The 24,880-nt window shown below is 64.1% G+C and carries 23 protein-coding genes; 17 read left to right on the top strand and 6 right to left on the bottom strand.

Annotated features, from left to right (window positions below):
• The first annotated feature begins 161 nt into the window (after positions 1 to 161).
• Positions 162 to 479 (top strand): hypothetical protein, encoded by a 318-nt coding sequence (locus ACWGS9_RS26600; RefSeq protein ID WP_454508035.1) that lies wholly within the window; start codon positions 162 to 164, stop codon positions 477 to 479.
• A gap of 111 nt (positions 480 to 590) precedes the next feature.
• Entirely contained in the window at positions 591 to 770 is a 180-nt protein-coding gene (locus ACWGS9_RS26595; RefSeq protein ID WP_454508034.1) for a Flp family type IVb pilin, read from the top strand.
• Between the two features lie 32 nt (positions 771 to 802).
• Here the strand turns inward: ACWGS9_RS26595 and ACWGS9_RS26590 are convergent, their stop codons facing one another.
• Positions 803 to 1,675: a methyltransferase domain-containing protein gene (locus tag ACWGS9_RS26590; RefSeq protein ID WP_454508033.1), complete on the bottom strand. Its 873-nt coding sequence runs from the start codon at positions 1,673 to 1,675 to the stop codon at positions 803 to 805.
• Between the two features lie 65 nt (positions 1,676 to 1,740).
• Between ACWGS9_RS26590 and ACWGS9_RS26585 the strand changes: the two genes are divergently transcribed.
• The 4 genes from ACWGS9_RS26585 to ACWGS9_RS26570 all read left to right on the top strand — a co-directional run bounded on the left by ACWGS9_RS26585 (position 1,741) and on the right by ACWGS9_RS26570 (position 4,168).
• The gene (locus ACWGS9_RS26585; protein WP_454508032.1) at positions 1,741 to 2,541 is read left to right on the top strand and encodes a ComF family protein; all 801 of its coding nucleotides are present in this window, start codon (positions 1,741 to 1,743) and stop codon (positions 2,539 to 2,541) included.
• A gap of 72 nt (positions 2,542 to 2,613) precedes the next feature.
• Positions 2,614 to 2,877 carry a glutaredoxin 3 gene (grxC, locus tag ACWGS9_RS26580; protein WP_320214125.1) on the top strand — a complete coding sequence of 88 codons (264 nt, stop codon included), beginning with the start codon at positions 2,614 to 2,616 and terminating at the stop codon, positions 2,875 to 2,877.
• A gap of 2 nt (positions 2,878 to 2,879) precedes the next feature.
• A complete protein-coding gene (locus ACWGS9_RS26575) occupies positions 2,880 to 3,746 on the top strand; it encodes a carbon-nitrogen hydrolase family protein (protein WP_454508031.1) in 867 nt (288 codons plus the stop codon).
• Positions 3,743 to 4,168, top strand: a complete 426-nt coding sequence (locus ACWGS9_RS26570; RefSeq protein WP_454508030.1) for a DUF1178 family protein — start codon at positions 3,743 to 3,745, stop codon at positions 4,166 to 4,168. Before ACWGS9_RS26575 ends, ACWGS9_RS26570 begins: the two co-directional genes overlap by 4 nt.
• A gap of 161 nt (positions 4,169 to 4,329) precedes the next feature.
• Here the strand turns inward: ACWGS9_RS26570 and ACWGS9_RS26565 are convergent, their stop codons facing one another.
• On the bottom strand, positions 4,330 to 4,815 hold the full coding sequence (locus tag ACWGS9_RS26565) for a MarR family winged helix-turn-helix transcriptional regulator (protein WP_454508029.1): 486 nt from the start codon (positions 4,813 to 4,815) through the stop codon (positions 4,330 to 4,332).
• Between the two features lie 93 nt (positions 4,816 to 4,908).
• On the opposite strand from ACWGS9_RS26565, the gene ACWGS9_RS26560 reads away from it, so the two are divergent.
• Together ACWGS9_RS26560 and ACWGS9_RS26555 are read left to right on the top strand one after the other, a co-directional pair.
• A complete protein-coding gene (locus ACWGS9_RS26560) occupies positions 4,909 to 5,841 on the top strand; it encodes a DMT family transporter (protein WP_454508028.1) in 933 nt (310 codons plus the stop codon).
• A 214-nt stretch (positions 5,842 to 6,055) separates the two neighbouring features.
• Entirely contained in the window at positions 6,056 to 6,559 is a 504-nt protein-coding gene (locus ACWGS9_RS26555) for a flavin reductase family protein (RefSeq protein WP_454508027.1), read from the top strand.
• A gap of 23 nt (positions 6,560 to 6,582) precedes the next feature.
• Here the strand turns inward: ACWGS9_RS26555 and ubiG are convergent, their stop codons facing one another.
• Both ubiG and ACWGS9_RS26545 read right to left on the bottom strand, forming a co-directional pair.
• Positions 6,583 to 7,332: a bifunctional 2-polyprenyl-6-hydroxyphenol methylase/3-demethylubiquinol 3-O-methyltransferase UbiG gene (gene ubiG / locus ACWGS9_RS26550; protein ID WP_454508026.1), complete on the bottom strand. Its 750-nt coding sequence runs from the start codon at positions 7,330 to 7,332 to the stop codon at positions 6,583 to 6,585.
• 144 nt (positions 7,333 to 7,476) lie between these two features.
• On the bottom strand, positions 7,477 to 7,647 hold the full coding sequence (locus tag ACWGS9_RS26545) for a hypothetical protein (RefSeq protein ID WP_454508025.1): 171 nt from the start codon (positions 7,645 to 7,647) through the stop codon (positions 7,477 to 7,479).
• 204 nt (positions 7,648 to 7,851) lie between these two features.
• On the opposite strand from ACWGS9_RS26545, the gene ACWGS9_RS26540 reads away from it, so the two are divergent.
• From ACWGS9_RS26540 to ACWGS9_RS26505, 8 genes are all read left to right on the top strand, one after another.
• Positions 7,852 to 9,105, top strand: coding sequence for an aspartate kinase (locus tag ACWGS9_RS26540; RefSeq protein ID WP_320214116.1), 1,254 nt, complete (start codon positions 7,852 to 7,854; stop codon positions 9,103 to 9,105).
• 83 nt (positions 9,106 to 9,188) lie between these two features.
• A complete protein-coding gene (gene ptsP, locus ACWGS9_RS26535; protein WP_454508024.1) occupies positions 9,189 to 11,459 on the top strand; it encodes a phosphoenolpyruvate--protein phosphotransferase in 2,271 nt (756 codons plus the stop codon).
• A gap of 10 nt (positions 11,460 to 11,469) precedes the next feature.
• A complete protein-coding gene (gene prfA / locus ACWGS9_RS26530) occupies positions 11,470 to 12,549 on the top strand; it encodes a peptide chain release factor 1 (protein WP_454508023.1) in 1,080 nt (359 codons plus the stop codon).
• The gene (gene prmC, locus ACWGS9_RS26525; protein ID WP_454508022.1) at positions 12,542 to 13,411 is read left to right on the top strand and encodes a peptide chain release factor N(5)-glutamine methyltransferase; all 870 of its coding nucleotides are present in this window, start codon (positions 12,542 to 12,544) and stop codon (positions 13,409 to 13,411) included. Before prfA ends, prmC begins: the two co-directional genes overlap by 8 nt.
• A gap of 340 nt (positions 13,412 to 13,751) precedes the next feature.
• Positions 13,752 to 14,759 (top strand): DUF4167 domain-containing protein, encoded by a 1,008-nt coding sequence (locus tag ACWGS9_RS26520; RefSeq protein ID WP_454508021.1) that lies wholly within the window; start codon positions 13,752 to 13,754, stop codon positions 14,757 to 14,759.
• 225 nt (positions 14,760 to 14,984) lie between these two features.
• The gene (gene clpB / locus ACWGS9_RS26515; RefSeq protein ID WP_454508020.1) at positions 14,985 to 17,591 is read left to right on the top strand and encodes an ATP-dependent chaperone ClpB; all 2,607 of its coding nucleotides are present in this window, start codon (positions 14,985 to 14,987) and stop codon (positions 17,589 to 17,591) included.
• A 167-nt stretch (positions 17,592 to 17,758) separates the two neighbouring features.
• Positions 17,759 to 18,124, top strand: a complete 366-nt coding sequence (locus ACWGS9_RS26510; RefSeq protein ID WP_320310404.1) for an MmcQ/YjbR family DNA-binding protein — start codon at positions 17,759 to 17,761, stop codon at positions 18,122 to 18,124.
• A 134-nt stretch (positions 18,125 to 18,258) separates the two neighbouring features.
• Positions 18,259 to 19,797, top strand: a complete 1,539-nt coding sequence (locus ACWGS9_RS26505; protein ID WP_454508019.1) for a L,D-transpeptidase family protein — start codon at positions 18,259 to 18,261, stop codon at positions 19,795 to 19,797.
• On the opposite strand, the gene ACWGS9_RS26500 is transcribed toward ACWGS9_RS26505, so the two are convergent.
• On the bottom strand, positions 19,771 to 20,403 hold the full coding sequence (locus ACWGS9_RS26500) for a TMEM175 family protein (RefSeq protein WP_454508018.1): 633 nt from the start codon (positions 20,401 to 20,403) through the stop codon (positions 19,771 to 19,773). The two genes, ACWGS9_RS26505 and ACWGS9_RS26500, sit on opposite strands and share 27 nt — an antisense overlap.
• 414 nt (positions 20,404 to 20,817) lie before the next feature.
• Between ACWGS9_RS26500 and ACWGS9_RS26495 the strand changes: the two genes are divergently transcribed.
• A complete protein-coding gene (locus tag ACWGS9_RS26495; protein ID WP_454508017.1) occupies positions 20,818 to 22,371 on the top strand; it encodes an MFS transporter in 1,554 nt (517 codons plus the stop codon).
• A gap of 98 nt (positions 22,372 to 22,469) precedes the next feature.
• Here ACWGS9_RS26495 and ACWGS9_RS26490 read toward each other — a convergent pair whose 3' ends face one another.
• Positions 22,470 to 24,449, bottom strand: a complete 1,980-nt coding sequence (locus ACWGS9_RS26490; RefSeq protein ID WP_454508016.1) for a peptidoglycan DD-metalloendopeptidase family protein — start codon at positions 24,447 to 24,449, stop codon at positions 22,470 to 22,472.
• Positions 24,450 to 24,880: the final 431 nt, after the last annotated feature.

The raw sequence follows: 24,880 nt of genomic DNA, 5'->3' as shown, positions 1-24,880 counted from the left end.
CGGCGTGCCCTTCGTGGCAGTTCACCGTTTCCCGGAACGGTGACGTTTCACACTTTTCCTGGAGCTGCTTTAGCCAGCGTTAATGGAAGATTTATCTCGACGTGAAAAATTGCGCGAAGCCGATTCGCGCGGCGATATCGTCGATGACGGGGAAACGCGGCATGAGCCTTGAAAGAGAGTGGGACTCGATCCGGCCCGACCGAGGCTTCCGCGCGGTGGACGCCGGCATGGGCATCCTGCGGATCACGCTTCTCTTCGGCTCGGCCGCGGTGGCGCTGGCGCTGATCGCGACGCCTTTCCTGGATAACCAGACCCGGCCGCAAAGCGCCCGCGACGGCTTCGCCGGGCTCGACATGGCCGCGACCGGATCGATCGGCCATCGCACCAATATATATACGGTGCGGCGCAGCGTCCTGCAGCCATTGCCCAGTTCAATCTGCGTCATCCGCAACGACGGCAGCCGCAGTGGCGAGTGCTGACGTGGTTAATGATTTTGACGGGCAGGGGCGTTTCACTCGCTGTTAAGCTTTTACCGTTAACCTTTCTTAACAGGTAGGACATTAGAATTTCTGCATAAGGGATGGATGACCATGAAAAACCTGCTGCAGCAATTCATTGAAGATGAAACGGGCGCCACAGCCATCGAATATGGCCTGATCGTTGCCGTGCTGTCGCTTGCAATCGTCGGCGGCGTCGGCAGGGTCATGGATGCGCTCCAGTGGCTGTTCAGCGACAATAACAGCAGGCTGGTCCAGGCCTTCTCCCCCTGACAAAGCCGATCAGGCAATCAGAGACGCAGCAGTCAACGCCTCCGCGGGTCCTCCAGGACAGTTTTCAGCGAGACCTTGGCCGATCCGGGCTCGAGGGGCCTTTGCTGCGAGGCGTCGGGCGCCCAGCCGGACATCCAGACAATCGGAAAGCTTGCACGGATACGGCCGTCCGGGTCCGAGAACCGTTCGGCGTAGATTTCGGCGGCGCGGGCAAACAAGCGTCTGCTTCCTGGCCGCCGGCTGCGATCGATGAGCGCACTGCTTTCGCCCATGGCGCGCAGATCGGCGGCAAGATCGAACAGCGTATCGTAGCGCACCGTGACCGTTTCGACATCGGCGACGGGCAATGCCAGGCCTGCGCGCTGCAGCAGCGCACCCGCGTCGCGCACGTCGGTAAACGGAAGGACACGCGGGCTCGCGCCGCCGTAGAGCTCCGTCTCGGCCGCAAGCATGCTCTCGCGCAATTCCGCGAGGGTGCCCGCGCCGGCGAGGGCGCCGAGGAACAGCCCGTCCGGCTTCAGCGTCCGGCGGATTTGCGCCAGCACGCCGGGAACGTCGTTCATCGCGTGCAGCGAGAGCAGGCAGACGACGAGATCGAGGCTGCCCTCCTCGAACGGCACGGTCTCCGGCGGCACTACCAGGCCGGGGCTGCCGGCCAGAAGCGCTTCTTCCATCTCGACGCGCACGATTTCGCCGACCTTGCCGCTGCCGGCGAGCACGTCCGCCGCCGCTGAAGTCTGACAGAACAGCGCGGCCGCCTTGCTGAAGCGGCGCTCGACCGCATCCAGCCGGTCGGCAAGATCCTCCGCCGCCCGCCGCATCAGGAAATCGGCGCCTTCGACGGGGCGGGCGAGAGCCCGGCGCTTGCGCGCGAGCCAGAGCTCAGTGTCGATCAAGGGCTGCAATGACAAGCTTCCTGTTGTCCGCGCATACTCAAGTGGTGTTAAGGTGGCGCGGGGGTTCCAATCACGTGGCCGATCCGGTGCACAAGATCAAGACCAGCGCGGTCCAGGATATGGCGCGGCAGGCACTGGCCTGGCCGGCGCGCCTGTTGTTTCCGCCGGTTTGCGCCGGCTGCCGTCGCCATGTGTCGCAGCCTGGCGTTTTGTGCGGTGGCTGCTGGCCGAAGCTGAGGCTATTGGAGAAGCCCTGGTGCCCGGTGATGGGCACCCCCTTCGCCCATGACATGGGCGACGGGTTTCTTTCCGCGGAGGCGATCGCCGATCCGCCGCCCTTCGAGCGGGCACGGGCCGCCGTCGTCTATTCGGGTGTCGCGCGGCAGATGGTGCAGGGGCTGAAATATCAGGATCGCACCGACCTCGCGCCGTGGATGGCGAACTGGATGATGCGGGCCGGTGCGGAACTGATTGCCGAGGCCGATCTGGTCGTGCCGGTGCCGTTGCACTGGCGGCGCTTCTTCCGCCGGCAGTTCAACCAGTCGGCGGAACTCGGACGAGCCGTGTCAAAGCTCAGCGGGCTGCCCTTCTCGTCATCCGCGGTCAGGCGCGTGAAGCTGACGCGCCAGCAGGTCGGGCTCGAACGGCATGAGCGCGAGGAGAATGTGCGCGCCGCTTTCCGCGTTCCGCCCGACGCTGAAATCGAAATCTCCGGCCGCCGGGTGCTTGTCGTCGACGATGTCTACACCACCGGTGCCACGGTGAGGGCGGTCGCCAAGGCGCTGAAGAGAGGCGGCGCCGGAGCGGTCGACATTCTCACTTTCGCCCGCGTCCTGCCTGGGGACTTTCGGCCCGATGAGTCCGCGACTATATAGGTTCGAGTTGTTGTTTTGCCGTATGTCGTTTTCGTATCCTCATTGGACGGCATGCGCGAGGATTGCCGGCCAATGGCTGATGTGACGATCTATACCCGCATGATGTGCGGCTACTGCAGCGCCGCCAAGCGGCTGCTCGACCGCAAGGGCGTAGCCTATACCGAGCATGATGCCTCGTTCTCGCCGGAACTGCGCCAGGAAATGATTTCCAAGGCGCATGGGCGAGCGACCTTTCCGCAGATTTTCATCGGCGACACGCATGTCGGCGGCTGCGACGACCTCCACGAGCTGGAGTCGCAGGGCCGACTGGATGCGATGCTCGTCAACGGGAGATGATCATGGGTACTTTCAAGGCCGCCGCCGTGCAGATGCGTTCGGGCACGAGCCCCGAGCGCAACGCCGCCGACATGGAGGTTTTGGTCCGCCAGGCCGCCGGCCAGGGCGCGACCTACGTCCAGACACCGGAAATGACCGGTGCGCTGGTGCGGGACAAGGAAGCGGGTGCGGCCGCTTTTACCACTGAGGACAAGGACATTGTCGTCGCCACGGCGCGCAGCTTGGCGAAGGAGCTCGGCATCTATCTGCATGTAGGCTCGACGGCGATTCGTCGCGCCGACGGCAAGCTGGCCAACCGCGCCTTCCTGTTTTCGCCCGACGGCGCCGCGATCGCCGGCTATGACAAGGTCCATATGTTCGATGTCGATCTCGACAATGGCGAGAGCTGGCGCGAATCCGCTGCCTACGAGCCGGGAACCGAAGCGGTGGTGACCGATGTCAACGGGACGAGGCTGGGCTTTGCCGTCTGCTACGACCTGCGCTTCCCGCAGCTGTTCCGTACCGAGGCGATGGCTGGGGCCGAGGTGCTGACGGTGCCTGCCGCCTTCACGCGCCAGACCGGCGAGGCGCATTGGCATGTGCTGCTGCGCGCCCGCGCCATCGAGAACGGCGCCTATGTGATCGCCGCCGCGCAGGGCGGCCTGCATGAGGACGGGCGCGAGACCTACGGCCATTCGCTGATCGTCGACCCGTGGGGGCGCATCATCGCCGAGGCCGCGCATAGCGAGCCAGGCGTGATCGTCGCCGAGATCGATCCGGCCCTGTCGCTGACCGCGCGCCGCAAGATCCCCAATCTGAAGAACGCGCGGGATTTCACCGTCAATGCCGGCGCAGGCGAAGCGCCGCGCCTGAGGGGTGCAGCCTCTTGATCCGTTTTTCCCTGATCTGCGAGCACGAGCACGAATTCGAGGCGTGGTTCCGCAGCAATGACGACTTCGATGCCCAGAAGAAGCGCGGCTTCGTCGATTGCCCGAGCTGCGGATCGCACAAGATAGAGAAGGCGCTGATGGCGCCGGCCGTCTCCACGTCCCGCAGCCGAGAGAAGGTCGCTTTAGCCATGGGCGAGGCGCAGAAGCAGGCGCTGGCGCAACTGAAGGCGCTGGCCGAGAAGGTGCGCGAGAATGCCGACTATGTCGGCGACAAGTTCGCCGAGGAAGCGCGCAAGATCCATTTCGGCGAGACCGATGCGCGCGGCATCTATGGCGAAGCGACGCCGGAAGAGGCGCAGAGCCTCGCCGAGGACGGCGTCGAGTTCATGCCGATCCCAAGCTTTCCGGACGACCGGAACTGAGATGTATTGATATTCAGGTGATGCCGGCCTGCAAACGGTGGCTTACTGCGCTTCCGGTGCTCACGTGCTTCAAGCACGCTCCGCTCCGGTTCTCGGAAGCCACCGTTTTCGACTCGGCCTGACCTGAATCTCAACACATCTTGGCGCAAGCTCACAACGGTCTACCCTAAGGTTCCGATCAGTTTTTCGAGGAGCTTCGCCAGCATTTCCCGGTCTTCGCGCGTCAGGCCGGCGAGGATTTTGTGCTCGTTGGCGACATGGGCGGTGAGCGCCTCGTCGACGAGTTCACGGCCTTTCGCGGTGAGCTCGACGACAACGCCGCGCCTGTCGCTGGGGTGCGGCGCGCGCTGGGTGAGCCCCGCCTTCTCCAGGCGGTCGAGGCGGGCGGTCATGGCGCCCGACGTCACCATCGTCGCCTCATAGAGCTCGGTCGGCGTCAGCGCGTAGGGCGCGCCGGAGCGGCGCAGCGTCGCCAGGACATCGAATTCGCCGGACTGCACACCGAAGCGGGCGAAGACCGGCGCGAGCCGATCGCGCGCGATCAGCGCCGAAGCCTCGTTCAGGCGCCCGATGACGCCCATCGGCGACACGTCGAGATCTGGCCGCTCGCGTCGCCACTGTTCCATGGCCCTGCCGGCTCGATCCATATGATTCACCATAAAGTATCTTGATATAAAGAATCTTTACGCTATCTTACTGCAAGAAGAACCGGCCGCCAAGCGGTCACGCAGGACAGCCCGATGAGATTTCTCTGGGATTCGGCGATTGGCCTTCTGGTGGTGACGGGCGGGCTGCTCGGCATGACGTTGCCGTTCGGCAAGCTCGCCACCGCCGCCGGCGTGCCGGCCATGGTCTGGGCATTCGTCATTTCGCTGGGCGCCGGCGGTGTGCTGTTTCTGGCGCTTCTGCTGCGCAGCGAGCGCATCCGGCTGACGCCGCACAAGCTGCGCTATTTCTTCATCACCGCGGCGATTTCCTACGCCATCCCCAATCTTTTGATGTTTTCGGCCATTCCGCATCTCGGCGCCGGCTACACCGGCATCATGTTCACGCTGTCGCCGGTCATCACGCTGGTGTTCTCGATCCTGCTCGGTGTCAGGCGCCCCAATCTGCTTGGCGTCATCGGCATCGCCGTCGGCTTCGTCGGTGCGGTGATGGTCGCGCTGACGCGCGGCGAGGCCGGCCAGCCAGCTGATTATTTCTGGGTGGCGATCGGTCTGCTCATCCCGGTCAGCCTTGCCGCCGGCAACATCTACCGCACCGTCGACTGGCCGGAAGGCACCGGCCCGATCGAGCTTGCCGTCGGCAGCCACCTGGCTTCCGCCACACTGCTTCTCATAGGCATCCTCAGCCTTCTGGGCACGCATGCCTTCGTCCCGCTCGGCGGCGTGCCGCTGGTGGTGGTCGGCCAGGTTGCATCGGCCTCGGCGATGTTCGCCTTCTTCTTTCGCCTGCAGGCCGTCGGCGGCCCTGTCTATCTCAGCCAGATCGGCTATGTGGCGGCGGCCGTTGGCCTGTTCGCCGGCACTCTCTTCCTCGGCGAGCATTACCAGCTTCTGACCTGGCTGGGTGCCGCCATCATCACCGCCGGCGTTTTCATCACGACGAAAGCGCAAAGCCAGACAGGCGCGCCGGCAATGGTTCGGATCGAGCAAGCGCCCTCCCGGAGCTAATCGTCCTGGCCGCCGGCGGGCTCCGGCTCGGGTGGCTTCAAGTCCTTGTTCCAGTGTATGTCGTTCCCCCCCAAACGGCTGCGCACTTTTGAGCGACATGCATTAAGGCGGCTCGGCTTTGCTGACCCACTCTTAAGTTCGTCTTGACGCTATTGCGGACGGAAAACCGCTGCGCAGTGTTCCTGCAAATGCTTGGGCGAAGGAGGAGACGGCCATGTTCACGCCAGAAGGTACAGTCAGCGTCGCAGACTTCCGCGCCGCGATGCGGCTCATGGTCGGCAATGTCAGCGTCATCACCGCCGGCGTCGGCGATGACCGGTCTGGCCTCGTCGTCATCTCCGTGGTGTCGCTTTCGGCCGAGCCGCCGAAGGTGATCGCCTGCGTCAACCGCTCCTCGTCGACCTGGCCGATCATCGAGCGCTACCGGCATTTCGGCGTCAACTCGCTCGGGCCCCAGCATCAGCGGGTCGCCGAGCGCTTTTCCGGCTTCGGCGGCATCAAGGGCAAGGACCGCTACGACGGCGCCGAATGGACGACGCTGAAGACGGGCGCATCGCTGCTCACCGATGCGGTCGCCGCTTTCGACTGCAGCCTGGACGAGATGATCGACCGCGGCACGCATTCGATCGTCATCGGCTCGGTCGAAGCGGTCAGGACCCAGGATGCCGGCCAGGCGTTGATCTACTGGCGGGGTGGCTATAGGCCGCTCGATGCGTGAGATGAGCGGCCGGCCGTTGCCGCTCAGACCGACGCTTTCTCGGCCAGCACCATGTAGTTGACGTCCATGTCCTTCGAGCGTTGCCAGCGGTCGGCCAATGGATGATAGATGACGCCGGTGCGGTCGATCACCGTGAGACCGGCAGCACCCAGCGCCTTTCCAAGCTCCTCCGGTCGCACCAGCTTGCCGAACTGATGCGTGCCGCGCGGCAGCCAGCGCAGAACATATTCGGCGCCGATGATGGCCAGGCCGAGCGCTTTCAGCGTGCGGTTGATGGTGGCGACGAACATGATGCCGCCGGGGCGGACCATCTGGCCGCATTTGGCGACGAAGAGGTCGACATCGGCGACATGCTCGACCACTTCCATGTTCAAGATGACATCGAAGGTTTCGCCGGCATCCGCCAGCGCCTCGGCCGTGGTGGCGCGATAGTCGATGCTGACGCCGGCTTCCGCCGCATGCAGCTTCGCGACTTCGATGTTGGTGGCGGAAGCGTCGGCGCCGACGACATCCGCGCCAAGCCGGGCCATCGGCTCGCACAGCAAACCGCCGCCGCAACCGATATCGAGGAAGCGCAAGGCCTCGAAAGGCCGCGCCGCGCGCGGATCACGGCCAAAGCGCGCCGCCACCTGGTCGCGGATATAGGCAAGCCGCACCGGATTGAATTTGTGCAGCGGACGGAACTTGCCGTTCGGATTCCACCATTCGGCGGCAAGGGCGGAGAAGCGCTCGACTTCTCCGGCATCGATGGTCGATCGGCGGGGCTCTGGCATAGGCGGCTCTCCTCGAACGCCAAGAAGTCGGGGACGCTAGGAAGTCGGGTCCCGAGCGTAGAAAGTCAAGGCAAGTTTTTTCGACTGCTGCCAGGGCGCGCCGGCGAAGCCGGCGATGCCGTCAGGCCGCGGCCCGCCTTTTTGTCAGCACCTGGCAGCTCGGTTGTCGCGTGGTCGAAACAAATCGCTAACGCGAACGAAAAAGCTGACATGGGCGACACTGTCCTGACGGTCTCGTCGGTCGGCTTCGTTCTCAAAGCCGGCTTCGCTGCCTGGTTTGAGGCGGAAAGTGACGATTTCCAGGGTCTCGGTCATGAGAATCTCCAAAAATGGCTTTGCCTGTCTAATGGCATGGCTGGAATCCGCCAGGACAAGCGGTGCCGGGCCGGCTATAGCCGCGCTCGCTTGCGAAGCCGTGCTGTTTTGGCTAAGGAGGCCGCGCGTTTCCGCGCTCGGTCACCCTGGCGTTTCCTCTCGTTCCGGCCTTGAGCCGGCTTCAGTCAAAGGCATTTCGCTTCCATGGCGCGTATCGTGATGAAATTCGGCGGAACCTCGGTCGCCGACATCGCCCGCATCCGCAATGTGGCGCGCCATGTCAAACGCGAGGTCGATGCCGGCCACGACGTTGCCGTGGTGGTTTCGGCCATGGCCGGCAAGACCAACGAGCTGGTCGCCTGGACACGCGAGGCATCGCCCATGCACGACGCGCGCGAATATGACGCCGTGGTTGCTTCGGGTGAGCAGATCACCGCCGGCCTTTTGGCGATCACGCTGCAGAACATGGGCATCCATGCCCGCTCCTGGCAGGGCTGGCAGATTCCGATCAAGACCGACAATGCCCATGGCGCGGCGCGCATCCTCGACATCGACGGCGCCTTCCTGATCAAGCGCTTCGGCGAGGGCCAGGTGGCCGTCATTGCCGGTTTCCAGGGCATCGGACCCGACAACCGCATCGCGACGCTCGGCCGCGGCGGCTCCGACACCAGCGCCGTGGCGATCGCCGCGGCGGTCAAGGCCGACCGCTGCGACATCTACACCGATGTCGACGGCGTCTATACGACCGATCCTCGCATCGAGCCGAAAGCCCGCCGCCTGGCCAAGATTTCCTTCGAGGAAATGCTCGAAATGGCTTCGCTCGGCGCCAAGGTGCTGCAGGTGCGCTCGGTCGAGCTTGCCATGGTACACAGGGTGCGTACCTTCGTGCGGTCGTCCTTCGACGATCCCGATGCGCCCGGAATGGGGGATTTGCTCAATCCGCCCGGAACGCTCATTTGCGACGAGGAAGAGATCGTGGAACAGCAGGTCGTCACCGGAATTGCCTACGCCAAGGACGAAGCGCAGATTTCGCTGCGCCGCGTCGGCGACCGTCCAGGCGTTGCCGCCGGCATCTTCGGCCCGCTGGCCGAGGCCAACATCAATGTCGACATGATCGTCCAGAACATCTCCGAGGACGGCAAGTTCACCGACATGACCTTCACCGTGCCGTCCGGCGACGTCGACAAGGCGCTTGCCGTGCTGGAGAGGCTGAAACCCGATGTCGGCTACGATGTCGTGCAGTCGGAAGCCGGCATGTCGAAGGTCTCGGTCATCGGCATCGGCATGCGCAGCCATGCCGGCGTCGCGGCCACCGCATTCAAGGCGCTGGCCGACAAGGCGATCAACATCCGCGCCATCACCACCTCCGAGATCAAAATCTCGATACTGATCGACGGTCCCTATACCGAACTGGCGGTTCGCACTTTGCATTCCGTCTACGGTCTGGATAAGCAATAGCAAGAACTGAGTCAGTTGTTGCGTGAACGCCGGCCGCGGGAGAAACTGCGGCGGGCGAGATGCCCATTGGAGAACAAGCCGCGATGCGTGATACGGCCAGTGGCCCGCGCGTTCTGCTCAAACGGCTTCGCGAGCTCATGCAGGAGCCGCTGGAGCCGCAGGAGCGGCTCGACCGCATCGTGCGCGACATCGCCTCCAACATGGTCGCCGAAGTCTGCTCGCTCTATGTGCTGCGCGCCGACTCGGTGCTCGAGCTCTACGCCACCGAGGGTCTGAACCCGAACGCCGTCCACCTGGCGCAGTTGCGACTCGGGCAGGGCCTGGTCGGCACGATTGCCGCCAGCGCGCGGCCGCTCAATCTATCCAACGCGCAGGAGCACCCGGCCTTCGCCTACCTGCCGGAGACGGGCGAAGAGATCTATAATTCCTTCCTCGGCGTGCCGGTGCTGAGGGCAGGGCGCACGCTGGGCGTCCTGGTGGTGCAGAACAAGACCATGCGCCACTATCGCGACGACGAGGTCGAGGCGCTGGAAACGACGGCGATGGTAATCGCCGAGATGATCGCCACCGGCGATCTCGCCCGCCTGACCAAGCCGGGGCTGGAGCTCGACCTGCGCCGCCCGGTGAGCTTCACCGGCGTATCCTTCAATGACGGCGTCGGCCTCGGCCATGTCGTGCTGCACGAGCCGCGCATCGTCGTCACCAACCTGTTCAACGAGGACAGCGAGGAGGAGGTGCGCCGGCTCGACCGCTCGCTCGGCTCGCTGAGGCTCTCGATCGACGACATGCTGGAGCGCCGCGACGTCGCCTTCGAGGGCGAGCATCGCGAGGTGCTCGAGGCCTACCGCATGTTCGCCAACGATCGCGGCTGGGTGCGGCGGCTGGAAGAGGCGATCCGCAACGGCCTGACGGCGGAAGCGGCGGTGGAAAAGGTGCAGAGCGACATGCGCGCGCGCATGCTGCACATGACCGACCCCTATCTACGCGAGCGGATGAGCGATTTCGACGACCTCGCCAACCGGCTCTTACGCCAGCTGATGGGGCGTGGTCCGGAGGATGTCGCGGCCTCGCTGCCCAAGGACGCCATCCTGATCGCCCGCTCGATGGGCGCGGCCGAACTGCTCGACTATCCGCGAGACAAGCTGCGCGGCCTGGTGCTGGAGGACGGCGCCGCGACCAGCCATGTCGTCATCGTCGCGCGCGCCATGGGCATCCCGGTCGCCGGACAGGTGAAGGGCGCCGTTTCCATGGCGGAAAACGGCGACGCCATCATCGTCGACGGCGAAGAAGGCACCATCCATCTACGGCCGCAGTCCGACCTGGAAGCCGCCTACGCCGAAAAAGTCCGGTTCCGGGCGCGGCGGCAGGAGGTCTACCGCGAGCTGCGCAAGAAGCCGTCGCTGACCAGGGACGGGGTTGCGGTCGATCTCCTGATGAATGCGGGCCTTGCCGTCGACCTGCCGCAGCTGACGGAGTCTGGTGCCGCCGGCATCGGCCTGTTCCGCACCGAGCTGCAGTTCATGGTCGCCTCGACCTTCCCACGCGCCGAGGCGCAGGAGCGGCTCTATCGCGACGTGCTCGACGCCGCGCGCGGCAAACCGGTGACCTTCCGCACCATCGACATCGGCGGCGACAAGGTGCTGCCTTACTTCAAGGGCGCGATCCAGGAAGAAAACCCGGCGCTCGGCTGGCGAGCGATCCGGTTGACGCTTGATCGTCCCGGCCTGCTCAGGACGCAGATCCGGGCGCTGCTGAAGGCCAGCGGCGGCCGCGAGCTGAAGTTGATGCTGCCGATGGTGACCGAGCTGTCGGAAATCGCGCAGGCGCGCGAGATCATCGACCGCGAGGTCCGGCATTTGTCGCGCTTTGCGCATCATTTGCCCACCAGCCTCAAGCTCGGCGCGATGCTGGAAGTGCCGTCGCTCTTGTTCCAGCTCGACGAATTGATGAAGGCGGTGGATTTCGTCTCGGTCGGCTCCAACGACCTCTTCCAGTTCGTCATGGCCGTCGATCGCGGCAATACCCAGCTTGCCGACCGCTTCGACAATCTGTCGACGCCGTTCCTCAGGGTGCTGAAGATGATTGCCGATGCCGGCGCGCGCAACCATACGCCGGTGACGCTCTGCGGCGAACTCGCCGGCAAGCCGATCTCGGCCATGGCGCTGATCGGCCTCGGTTTCCGCTCGATCTCGATGTCGCCGGCATCGATCGGCCCGGTCAAGGCGATGCTGACCGAACTGCCGCTGCAGGAGCTGGAGGGCTTCTTCAACGACAATCTGATGGCACCCAGCCAGAAGCTGCCGATGCGCGCGCTGCTGCAAGCCTTTGCCGACGACCGCTCGATTCCGTTATAGCATTTTCACCATGATCAACCTGCCCCGCGACCGTATGGATCAAGTCGTCAAGCGCTTCGACATGCTCGAAGCGCAGATGTCGGCCGGCCCCGCCGCCGATGCCTATGTCAAGATGGCGTCGGAATATGCCGACATCCAGGAGATGGTGGGCAAGATCCGGGCGCTGCGCGTCGCCGAACAGGAGCAGGCGGACCTCGAGGCGATGCTCGCCGACAAGGCGACCGACGCCGACATGCGGGCGCTGGCCGAGGCGGACCTGCCGGAGGTCGAGGAGCGTATCGAGGCGCTGCAGAAGGACATCCAGATACTGCTTCTGCCCAAGGACGCGGCTGACGAGAGGAACGCCATCCTCGAAATCCGCGCCGGCACCGGCGGCGACGAGGCGGCCTTGTTCGCTGGCGATCTCTTTCGCATGTATGAGCGCTATGCCGCCTCGCGCGGCTGGCGCTTCGAGGTGGTGTCGGCCAGCGATGGCGATGCCGGCGGCTACAAGGAAATCATCGCCTCGGTGTCGGGCAAGGGCGTGTTCGCGCATCTGAAGTTCGAATCCGGTGCGCATCGCGTCCAGCGCGTGCCGGAAACCGAAGCCAGCGGACGTATCCACACCTCAGCCGCCACGGTTGCCGTGTTGCCGGAAGCCGAAGAGGTCGACATCGAAATCCGCGCCGAAGACATCCGCATCGACACGATGCGCGCCTCGGGTTCGGGTGGCCAGCACGTCAACACCACCGATTCGGCGGTCCGCATCACCCATTTGCCGACTGGTATCATGGTGGTGCAGGCGGAGAAGTCGCAGCACCAGAACCGAGCAAAAGCCATGCAGATCCTGCGGGCGCGGCTCTACGACCTGGAGCGCAGCCGGGCGGATGAAGAACGCTCGGAGTCGCGCAAATCGCAGGTCGGCTCGGGCGATCGTTCAGAGCGCATCCGCACCTATAATTTCCCGCAAGGGCGCGTCACCGACCACCGCATCAATCTCACGCTCTACAAGCTCGACCGGGTTATGATGGGCGAACTCGACGAGGTGATCGACGCGCTGATCGCCGACCATCAGTCGAAGCTGCTTGCCGATATGAGCCTCGATGGCTGATCAACTGCCAGCCGCGCTCGGGCCGCTGCTCAGGGCGGCGCGCATGCATCTGGCCGCAGCCGGCATTGACGATCCGGTGCTCGATTCGCGGCTGATCGTCGAACATTTCTCCGGCACGACCCGCACCCAGGCCATTGCCGAACCGCGACAAGAGGTGGGTGCCGCGGCGCTTTCTGCCATCGAAGCGGCCCTGAGGCGTCGCGTCGCAGGCGAGCCGGCGCACCGTATTCTCGGCTACCGCGAATTCTATGGTTTGCGGCTATCGCTTTCGCCGGAGACGCTGGAGCCCCGGCCGGACACCGAGACGCTGGTCGACGCCGTCCTGCCCTTCGCCAGGGCAATCGCGGAAAGGCTGGGCGAATGCCGCATTCTCGACCTCGGCACGGGCACCGGCGCCATCGCGCTGGCGTTGCTCAATGCTGTTCCGGCGGCGGCTGCGACAGGCGTCGACATCTCGCTCGAGGCATTGGCGACAGCGGCCGGAAACGCCCGGGATCTGGGGCTCGGCGGGCGCTTCAAAGCCTTGCATTCCAACTGGTTCGAAAAAGTTTCGGGCCGCTACCATGTAATTGCCTCGAACCCTCCCTATATACCCAGTCGAGACATCGGAAATCTGCAGGACGAAGTCCGCGATTTCGACCCGCACAAGGCCCTTGATGGCGGTGTGGATGGTTTGGACCCCTATAGGGTCATTGCCGCTGAAGCGGCAGAATTTCTGGAAGCGCAAGGCAAGGTAGCGGTCGAGATCGGCCACACGCAGAAAAACGAGGTAACCGGGATATTCGCGGCAGCCGGCTACGGGCTTGCAAGTGCCTATCGCGACCTCGGCGGCAATGACAGAGTTCTGGTGTTCGAGCGTTGAAAGCCCTGATGCAGTGCGAAAAAACCGCTTGGCAACATCGGGGAATGCAGTTAGGGTCCGGCTCAACCGGATGAGACGAAGCAGGCAGTGCTCCCAGCGATTCGGTTTTCCTTGGAAATAGCTGCCTTCTTGCGCAAACGACGCCAAGCTTCGTGCGGGAATCGTCCGGCAAGTGATGTAACCGGAACAGGATGGCACGTGGCGCCAACGCAATTGATGCGGGCGAACGCCGGTGAAGAAACGAAACGGCTGGCTGCATGAGCGCCTCCGTTCGTGAAGAGTTTTTTCGAAAATTCACTATGAAGAGAGTCTAATGAGGCCACAACAGCAGAACAGGCGCATGCGCGGTCGCAACAACAATGGCGGCGGCGGTGGCAACAATAACAACCGCAAGGGGCCAAATCCCCTGACCCGCACCTACGAGAGCAACGGTCCGGACGTGAAGATCCGCGGATCGGCTCAACAGATCGCCGAAAAATACGCCACACTCGCCCGTGACGCGCAGAGTTCCGGCGACAGGGTGATGGCGGAGAACTATCTCCAGCACGCCGAACACTACAATCGCATCATTGCCGCCGCGCAGGCGCAGATGCCGATCCAGAACGCCCAGCAAAACCGCGACGACTTCGACGACGATCTCGATGAAGATCGTGACGAGTTCGATCCTGTCGGCAACAACAACGGCAACGGCGCCGAGGCGCCGGCCGCGGCGAACGGCTCGGGGCCGCAGCCTGTGATCGAAGGTACGCCGGCGGAACTTGCCTACAACCAGGAAAACGGTCGCGACAACAACAACCGCCGCGACAACAACCAGCGCGACAATCGCGACAACAACGGCCGCGACCGGCATCGTGACCGCCGCAACGGCGGCTATGGCCAGAACGCCCAGCGTGGCGAAAACGGCCAGCGTGGCGAGCACGGCGGCCAGCAGTTCGACCAGAACCGCCGCAATGAGACGCAGGTGCAGCCCGAAGCCACCGGCGAGGCCGAACCCCAGGCCGAGCAGGCGCCGCAGTTCGACAGTTTCTCGCCGGCAGCGCTCGCCGCCCAGGCCGAGCTCAATGAAGCCGCCGTGGACAATGGCGCTCGCCGGCCGCGTCGTCCGCGCCGCCCGCGCGGCAACTACGCCGACCAGGCCGGCAATGGCGAGCAGGGCGGCCAGCCGGAGGGCTCGAGCCCCGAAAGTTCAGGCGAAATGCACAACGCGGCGAACAACAGCGATGACGTCGCGCCCAAGCCCGCCAAAGAGGCGAAGCCGGCGAGCGAGCCTGTCGCCAGCGAGCCGGCGCCGGTCGCCAGCGAAGCCGCGGCTCCGAGCGAGCCCGTGACCGCCGACGCGGACAACTGATCCAAACGCCATTTCAGGCAATGCGGACGGCGGAGAGCAATCTCCGCCGTTTTCGTTCGTGCGCGCCCGGAATATTCTGCCTTGATCGACATCAATGCGTCTTGAGGGACCGCGGCCCATACACCATATCTCGCGAGGAAACAGGGCTCGGCTCTCATGGGCGAGCCCGTCACCGCAATCTGATCCGGTGCCGCAAAGCGGGCCGGTGACGGAAGGAGACAGAGAATGAATCTTGAAAAATACTCGGAGCGCGTGCGCGGCTTCATCCAGTCCGCGCAGACCATGGCGCTCTCGCGCAACCACCAGCAATTCACCCCCGAACATATGCTGAAGGTGCTCGTCGACGATGACGAGGGGCTTGCCGCATCCTTGATCGAGCGCGCCGGAGGCCGTGCCCGTGACGTCAAGCTCGGCGTCGAGGCGGCGCTCGAAGCCATGCCTAAGGTCGAAGGCGGCAACGGCCAGCTCTACCTTGCCCAGCCGCTCGCCAAGGTGTTTTCAACCGCCGAGGACCTGGCCAAGAAGGCCGGCGACAGCTTCGTCACCGTCGAACGGCTGCTGCAGGCGCTTGTCATGGAGAAGTCGGCCAAGACCGCCGACATCCTGTCCAAGGCAGGCGTCACCGCGCAGGCGCTCAACCAGGCCATCAACGATATCCGCAAGGGCCGCACCGCCGACTCGGCCGGCGCTGAGCAGGGCTATGACGCGCTGAAGAAGTATGCGCGCGATCTCACGGCTGATGCCCGCGCCGGCAAGCTCGATCCGGTCATCGGCCGCGACGACGAGATCCGCCGCACCATCCAGGTGCTGTCGCGGCGCACCAAGAACAATCCGGTGCTGATCGGTGAGCCGGGCGTCGGCAAGACGGCGATTGCCGAGGGCCTGGCGCTGCGCATCGTCAATGGCGACGTGCCGGAATCTTTGAAGGACAAGCAATTGATGGCGCTCGACATGGGCGCGCTGATTGCCGGCGCCAAGTATCGCGGCGAGTTCGAGGAGCGGCTGAAGGCCGTGCTCAACGAAGTCACGTCGGCCAACGGCAACATCATCCTGTTCATCGACGAGATGCACACGCTGGTCGGTGCCGGCAAGGCGGATGGTGCGATGGACGCGTCGAACCTGTTGAAGCCCGCGCTGGCGCGCGGCGAGCTGCACTGCGTCGGCGCGACCACGCTCGACGAATACCGCAAGCATGTCGAAAAGGATCCAGCGCTTGCCCGCCGTTTCCAGCCCGTCTTCGTCGACGAGCCGACGGTGGAAGACACGGTTTCGATCCTGCGCGGCCTGAAGGAGAAGTACGAGCAGCACCACAAGGTGCGCATCTCCGATTCCGCACTGGTGTCGGCGGCGACGCTTTCCAACCGCTACATCGCCGACCGCTTCCTGCCCGACAAGGCGATCGACCTGGTCGATGAGGCGGCGTCCAGGCTGCGCATGCAGGTCGATTCCAAGCCTGAGGCGCTGGACGAGATCGACCGCCGCATCATGCAGCTCAAGATCGAGCGCGAGGCGCTGAAGGTCGAGAAGGACGAGGCCTCGAAGGACCGGCTTTCCCGGCTGGAGAAGGAACTCGCCGGCCTAGAGGAAGAATCGACCGAGCTGACCACGAAGTGGCAGGCCGAAAAGCAGAAGCTCGGCCTTGCCGCCGACCTCAAGAAGCAGCTCGACGAAACGCGCAACGAGCTGGCGATCGCGCAACGCAAGGGCGAGTTCCAGCGCGCCGGAGAGCTTGCCTATGGCAGGATCCCGGAGCTCGAGAAGAAGCTGAAGGAAGCCGAAGCGCAGGACGGCAAGACCGGCATGGTGGAAGAGGTGGTCACGCCCGACCACGTCGCCCATATCGTGTCGCGCTGGACCGGCATTCCGGTCGACAAGATGCTGGAAGGCGAGCGCGAGAAGCTGTTGCGCATGGAAGACGAGATCGGCAAGCGCGTCGTCGGCCAGGGCGAAGCCGTGCAGGCGGTGTCGAAGGCCGTGCGGCGCGCCCGCGCCGGGCTGCAGGACCCGAACCGGCCGATCGGCTCGTTCATGTTCCTCGGGCCGACCGGCGTCGGCAAGACCGAGCTCACCAAGGCGCTGGCCAACTTCCTGTTCGACGACGAGACGGCGCTGGTGCGCATCGACATGTCGGAGTTCATGGAGAAGCACTCGGTCGCCCGGCTGATCGGCGCGCCTCCCGGCTATGTCGGCTATGAGGAAGGCGGCGCGCTGACCGAAGCGGTGCGGCGCCGGCCCTATCAGGTCGTGCTGTTCGACGAGATCGAGAAGGCGCATCCGGACGTGTTCAACGTGCTCCTGCAGGTGCTCGATGACGGCCGCCTGACCGATGGTCAGGGCCGCACGGTCGATTTCCGCAACACGCTGATCATCATGACGTCGAATCTCGGCGCCGAATATCTGGTCGGTCTCAACGACGACCAGGATGTCGATGCCGTGCGCGACGAGGTGATGGCCGTGGTGAAGGCCTCGTTCCGGCCGGAGTTTCTCAACCGCGTCGACGAGGTGATCCTGTTCCACCGGCTGCGCCGGCAGGACATGGACCGCATCGTAGAGATCCAGCTCAAGCGACTGGAGAACCTGCTCGTCGACCGCAAGATCACGCTGTCGCTGGATCATGACGCGATCGAGTGGCTGGCCTCGAAGGGCTACGACCCGGCCTATGGCGCCAGGCCGCTGAAGCGGGTGATGCAGAAGGAACTGCAGGACCCGCTGGCGGAGAAGATCCTGCTCGGCGAGATCCTCGACGGTTCGACGGTCAAGGTCACGGCGGGCTCCGATCGCCTGAACTTCCGCTCGAAGCCGACCATGGTGGCGACGGAGGCCGCCGCCTGATCTCGGGCAGTTGGAATGAACTTGAAGCGCGTCGCATCGGACTGGTGCGGCGCGCTTTAAGTCTTTGTTTTGATGCATGTCGTTGTCCCAGAACCGCTGCACACTTCTGGGCGACATGCATTAGGCATAATCAACTGCCGATTCAGAAATGGCTGGGGAGGGCCTCGATGAAACTCGACGACTATAATGGCTTCTGCGCTTCACTGCCCGCGACGACGCATGTGGTGCAGTGGGGCGGCGCGCATGTCTGGAAGGTCGGCGGCAAGGTGTTTGCCATTGGCGGCTGGAACGACGGCGGGCAGCTGTTCGTCACCTTCAAATGTTCCGAGATGGGCTATGACGTGCTGAAGGATCAGCCGGGTTGCCGGCCGGCGCCCTACCTCGCCTCGCGCGGCATGAAATGGATCCAGCGTCAGACAAGCCAAAGCGTGGATGATGCGGCGCTCGAGGACTATCTGCGCGAGAGCCATCGCCTGGTCGTCCTCAAGCTGACCAAACAAGCACGCAAGGAATTGGGGCTTGCCGCAAGCTAGCTTAGATTCCTCAAGGTACCCGGAAAACCGCCATCTTCATGCCCGGTTCATGTTGGAACCTTAATCTGGGTAACTGGTTTGCTGGCGAAGGTTCGCCCGCCAGAAGCCCGAGTCGACCGGAGAGCTTGACCCCCATGCTGCGCTTGATCTTTTCCCTTTCGGCACTCGCGGCCGGGCTGGTGTCTTCCAGTGCGTTCGCCGCGCCGAGCGTGGATGGCGCGCAAAGTGCGCGTCCGGCCGAGCGCGGCGCGCTGATGCTGGCCCAGGAAGGCAATATCGATATCTACTACGACGCCAGGGGCAACCGCGTGCTGGTCGATGCCGACACCGGCAAGGTGATCGCCATCCAACCGCCGGGGAGCAGGCTCGACCGCCGCGCGCTTCGCCGGCAGATGCGCATGCAAGAACTCGGCCGCGCGCCGGCCGAGGGTGACGACCGTTATTATCTCGACAATCCCGAAGACATGGCTCGGTTCCGCCGGCGGCAGCTGGAGGAAAACGGCCGGGTCATCCCGCCGCCGGTCGACGAATATGATCCGAACGGCGTCGACAATTCCGTCGATGCCTATCCGCCGGCGCCGCCCAATAATGATGAAGGCTCCGCGACCACCTATCCGGAGGCGCCGAACACAATCAAGCGCCAGCCGCTGAACGAGGCATCGATCGATCCGGAGCAGCCGGGCCGCCAGGGCGAAGTGCTGCAGACCAATCCGGATGCGTCATTGCCGCCGAACACGGGCGGCAAGGCGACCGTCGATCCATCGCTGTCGCTTGGCGTGCGCCAGGACGTGGCGGCGCTGCAGGTGCTGCTCGACCGCGGCGGCGCTTCGCCGGGCGTGATCGACGGGCGCTTCGGCTCGAATGTCGACAAGGCGCTGGCCGCCTACAATGAGATAAACGGCACCAATTTGAAATCGACCGATGCCGTCGGCATCCAGGCAGCACTTGCCCAGTCCGGCGGCGACGCCTTTGCCTCCTACACGATCACGCCGGAAGATGTGGCCGGCCACTACGTCGCCTCGATCCCGGAGGACTACAGCCAGAAGGCCAGACTCGACTGCATGTGCTACACCTCGGTCACCGAGGCGCTGGGCGAACGCTTCCACATGGACGAGACCTATCTGAAGTCGATCAACAAGGGGGTCGACTTCAATCGCCCCGGCACCATGATCAAGGTCGCCAATTTCGGCAAGCTGGTGTCGACGCCGGTGGCGCGTATCGTGGCCGACAAGACCGAGAAGGAAGTCTACGCCTATGATGCCGGCGGCAAGCTGGTCGCGGCCTATCCGGCTACGATCGGATCGGCCGACACGCCATCGCCGACCGGCGTCCATGCCGTGTCGCGCATCGCGCTCGACCCCAACTACACCTACAACCCGAACATCAATTTCAAGCAGGGCCAGAACGACAAGATCCTGACCGTGCCGCCAGGCCCGAACGGGCCGGTCGGCTCGGTGTGGATCGCGCTCGACAAGCCGACCTACGGCATCCACGGCACGCCCGAACCCTCTAAGATCGGCAAGACCGAAAGCCATGGCTGCGTGCGCCTGACCAATTGGGATGCGCGCGAGCTTGCCAAGCTGGTGTCACCGGGCGTCACGGTGGAATTCGTTGGCGGACCAACAATCGCGGATGTCGGCGGGACCTCAACCGATGAGTTTACGCAGCAGTGAGGCGCGCGGCGCGGCGGCATAGATGAGCTGCACCAGCAGGATGAAACCGATGCTGAGCAGCGGCGTGATCAGGCACAGCGCTGCGCCGACCGCCCACAGAATCTGTGCCTTGACGATACGATTGTAGATCGTGCGCCGCGTTTCAGCATCGACATCCGCGGCGATCATGCCGTTCCTGTCGGCATACCACCAGCTGGCGAATAGCGTCGCGCCCAGCATCAGCAGGTTCAGCCAGTAGACGACGACCGCGATCCTGAACTCAAGGAAATCGGCAAGGAGGTCGGTCGAGAAGGGCAGCAGCGCGATGAAGGCGAGAAAGCACAGGTTCAATGTCGCGAGCCTGCGGTCCGACTTCGCGATCAGGCCATGCTGCGCCTGCTGGCCGAACCAGAAGATGGTCAGCGTCAGGAAGCTCAGCGCATAGGTCAGGAAGCGCGACGCCAGCGCCAGGATCGCAGCAAGCAGCTCGCTTTCCGAATGCACCGCTTCATGCGACGGCACCCTGATCTCCAGCACGATCAAGGTCAGCGCAATGGCGAAGACGCCGTCGGTTATGCCGACGATGCGTCCGCGTCCTTCCGCCGATGGTTCGAGCGGCCGCTTCATGGATCCCCCCTTCAAGTACAATGGTCGAACCTAGCACGCGATTGGCGGTTTGCATCAGGATTGGTGTCCGCCTCGCCATGCGGCTAAAGCGCGTCGCGCTGAACCGGACTCAGGCGACGCTTTTAAGTCTTTGTTTTGCTGCATGTCGTTGACCCAGAACCGCTGCACACTTCTGGGCGACATGCATTAGATTAGAGCCGGATGATTTCAGGCCGGGTCGACCTGAAATCTGAACCCGTCTCTAAAGCGCGTCGCGCTGAAACGGATTCAGTCGACGCGCTAGGTCTTTGTTTTGATGCATGTCGCCCGAAACCGCTTCACACTTTTCGGCATCATGCTCCGGTCATCTGGTTTCAAGGACAGCGATGCTCTGGCTTGTTGTTGCGCGCACGCCAGAAGCCTAAGCAGAGATCCATGTCATCGGCGAACGAAACCACCACCGATCCGCGTTCGCCCGTGCGCGCGAACGGTACGTTCTGTCCCGACACGCAGCGAAAATTCGTTTTGGTCGCGGCGATCCTTGCCTCGGCGCTCGGCTTCATCGACGGTTCGATTCTGGCGATCGCCATGCCGGCGCTGCGCGTGGATCTCGGCGCCAGCCTGGCGGAAGCGCAGTGGATTTCCAATGCCTACGCGCTGACGCTCTCGGCGCTCATCCTGGCGGGGGGTGCTGCCGGCGACCGGTTTGGGCTGCGGCGCGCCTTCGTCACCGGGATCGCGCTGTTCATCGCGGCTTCGCTCGCCTGCGCGGTAGCGCCCGACCCTACGGTGCTGATTGCCTTTCGCGCCATCCAGGGCATCGGTGCCGCGATCATGGTGCCGGGCAGCCTCGCCATTATCGCCAAAGCCTATCCGAAGAAGGAGCGCGGTCGGGCGATCGGCATCTGGGCTGCCGCATCGGCGCTGACCACGGCGCTTGGGCCGGTGCTGGGCGGCTTTGTCCTGTCGACTTTCGGCAACGGGGTCTGGCGCGCGATCTTCGCCATCAACCTGCCGCTTGGGCTGATTTCGATCTACCTGCTTTTGGCCAAGGTCCCGGCCGACAAGCCCACCGAAAAGCGCAGCCTCGATCTCGGGGGCGCCGCGCTGGCGACGCTCGCTTTCGGCTCGCTGGCTTATGGATTGACGGCGATGAATGCCGAAGGCGCCGGGTTGATGTCGGGTCCGGCGATCGTCGCCGGCGTGATCCTGCTTTTTGTGTTCATCTTCTATGAGCTGCGGCGGCGCGACCCGATGATCGATCTCGGCCTGTTCCGGATCAGGGCCTTTGCCGGCGCCAATCTGGCGACATTCTTCCTTTACTTCGCGCTGTCGGCCAACCTGTTCTACCTGCCGATGCTTTTGATCGCCGGCTGGAGACTGAGCGAGGCCGAGGTCGGTTTCATCTTCCTGCCACTGTCGGCGTCGATCGCGCTTTTGTCCGGACCGGTCGGCCAGTGGTCGGATCGGATCGGTCCGCGCTTTCCGATCGCCAGCGGCAGCATGGTCGTCGCCATCGCCTTCGCCGGCCTCGCTTTGCTCACCCATTTCGGCATCCACAATTTCTGGACCGGCACCTTTCCGCTGATGGCTCTGATGGGGCTCGGCATGGCGCAGGTCGTGTCGCCGCTGTCGACCGCGGTCATGACTTCCGTCGAGGACAAGGATACCGGGGCTGCGTCCGGCATCAACAACGCGGTCTCGCGCGTCGGCGGCCTGATTGCGGTGGCGGCGATGGGCTCGCTAGCGGCCTGGGTTTACGCGCGAATGACCGGCAATGCTGCCGGGATGCCCGGTTTCGGCGAGCCGCCCGCCTCCGGTCTCGCCGCCAATCTCGAGGCGGCCAGCATTGCCGCAAGCGATTCAGCTTTCGCCGCGGTCGCGGCGATCACGGCGCTGCTTTGCGTGCTCTCTTCTCTCACCGCCTGGTTCACGGTTCCCGGACAGGCATCGCCCTGGCCGCGACAGTCAAACGATTCGCGTGATTAAAGCGCGTCGCGCTGAAACGGGTTCAGTCGACGCGCTTTAGGTCTTTGTTTTGATGCATGTCGTTCCCCCAAACCGCTGCGCACTTGCGGCGACATGCATTAGTTCGGAAGCTGCGAATCGGTCTTGGCGCTGGCAACCTTCAGCGAGTTGCCGTCTTCCTGCTTCAAAAGATCGTCGATGCGCTCGCGCTCGCGCTTGAAGGCGACGAGATCGTCGCCCTTAAGGACCTTGCCGACCGGCAGGCGCACACGCATCGAATCGACCTTGGTGCCGTTGACGATCAGCTCGTAGTGAAGGTGCGGGCCGGTGGAGAGGCCGGTCTGGCCGAGATAGCCGATGGTCTGACCCTGGCGAACATGAACGCCAACCTCGATGCCTTTGGCGAAAGCGCTCTGGTGATTGTAGGAGGTCTCGTAGCCATTGGCGTGGCGTATCATGATCTGCTTGCCATAGCCGCCGGCCCAGCCGGCCTTCTCGATGACGCCGTTGCCGGCGGCGATAATCGGTGTGCCGATCGGCGCCGCCCAGTCGGTGCCGGTATGCATGCGGACATAGCCGAGGATCGGGTGCCGCCGCGCGCCGAAGCCGGAGGTGAAACGCCCGTTTGGCAGCGGGTTGCGCAATAGGAACTGCTTGGCGCTACTGCCGTTCTCGTCGAAATAGTCGGTGCCGCCGTCCTGCATCTGGAAGCGATAGAAATTGCGCGTCTGCCCGCCGAAGTTCGACGAGACATAGAGAAGCTCGGAACCGTCGGAGGTCTGATCGTCGCCGTCGGGCTGTGAGAACAGGACCTCGAGGCGGTCGGACGGCGAAAGCCGCGACTGGAAATCGACGTCGGAGGCGAGAAGCTTGATCAGCTTCTGCGTCATCGCTTTCGACATGCCGTAGGAATAGGCGGCGCGATAGATGCCGTCATAGACATTGGGCAGGTTGCCGCGAACCACGACGGGCTGCGAATCGTCGAACGCCGTCAAAAGCTCGGGATTGGGTTCCGGCTCCTGCGCCGGCACATACTGGCCATGATCGTCGAGCGCTATGGTGACGATATGCGTGGTCTTGTCGTAGACGCTGGTGCGCACGACCTTGGCGATGTCGCCGCGCACTTCGAGGCCGACGCGCAACACGGTTCCGGCCTTCAGCGCCGGGGCATTCAAGAGCTTGCTGATCGCCTCCGCCATGCCGGTGGCATCGTCGCCGGTGTAACCCGAATCGGCATAGGCCTCGGCGATATCGGTATCCTTGGTGAAGGGAATGATTTCCTCGGCGAAGGCTGGCGCCTGGTCGTCCAGCGTGGCGCGCGGCGCCACCGAAACGTTTTCCTGCGTGATCTTCACGTCATAGGAGCCGGCCATCGATTCGGCGAAGGCATCGCCGAATCGTTGCGGGTCTATATAGTGCAGAGCGGCCACCTGGACGGCGCCGTCGCTCAAGCCGTTGCTGGCGTCCCGCACGACCTTTTCCACCTCGTCGGCGGAAAGATCGCTTTTTTCGTCGAAGGAGGCCGTCTCGATCGGGAAATCGACCGTCTTCAGGCTCATCTCGCTCTCGACCTTGGCGCCGTAGATCTGGCCGGCGACCGCGGTGGCCGTTGCCGGCTGGGCATTGTCGTCGCTGTCGTCGCCGAAGACCTGCATCGGGTCGAATGGCGGGTAGGGTCGGTTGGTGGTGTGGCCGGCGGCCAGGGCCATCTTGATCTGCACGAAAGGCATGGTGTGGATAACGTCGCGGTCGCCGACCTTGGTGACCATCGACACTTCCATGCGCCGCCGGTCTTTTGCCCGGGCGATCTGGCGCGGCGCGACCAGCCTTGTGGTCTTTGCCTGCTCGCCGGAATCATCGCCGCTACTGGCCAGACCGATGAGCTCGGCGATTTCAGGCGGCGTGGCCAGTTGCTGGCGCCCGTCCAGCGCCGCGAACAGCGCCACGCCCATCAACACGCTCGAGGTCACGCCGGTGAGAAAAGTGCCCGACAGCCAGCGCGCCGAAACCTCGCGGCGGTCAGGCGGACCGCTGCGGCCGTCCGCGATCAGCGGCGGCTCGTTGCCGAGTTCGGCTATGACCTCTTCGGTGTCTGGCATCCAGAAAGGCTGCTTCTTCCCCAGGCGAAACGGCTTGTCGTTGTCGTTGCGGCCATGACAATTGCCTGTCACGGCGGTTGAAGTCAACGAAGCGGCAAGCCGGGGCCGATATCCCCAATCACGCGCCCTTGCGCAGGGCGCCCCTGTCGTCTGTCACCGGCGCGCCTCGTAGGTACGCGCGCGCCTTCCTTATATGGGCCGGTTTCACGCCTCAATGCGGCGGCAATAGGGCCTCGTTGTGGATGACCCCAGGGCTGCCGCAGGGACAGTCGGCTATCGAAAATGACGACCGAAAAATTCGTCGCAAAAAATTCAAAAAAGTTCGAAATCGGTGTTGACGCGTCGCATGGGGTCCGACTATATACGCCCCACGAACGAGGGCGGTGCGCCGCTGGCGACGAAGAAGTTTGCTTCTAAATCTGCCCTCTGTG

This window comes from Mesorhizobium sp. Arg314, assembly GCF_053714275.1.
The sequence above is the reverse complement of the archived record's forward strand: the minus strand, read 5'-3'. Positions and strand labels throughout refer to the sequence as shown.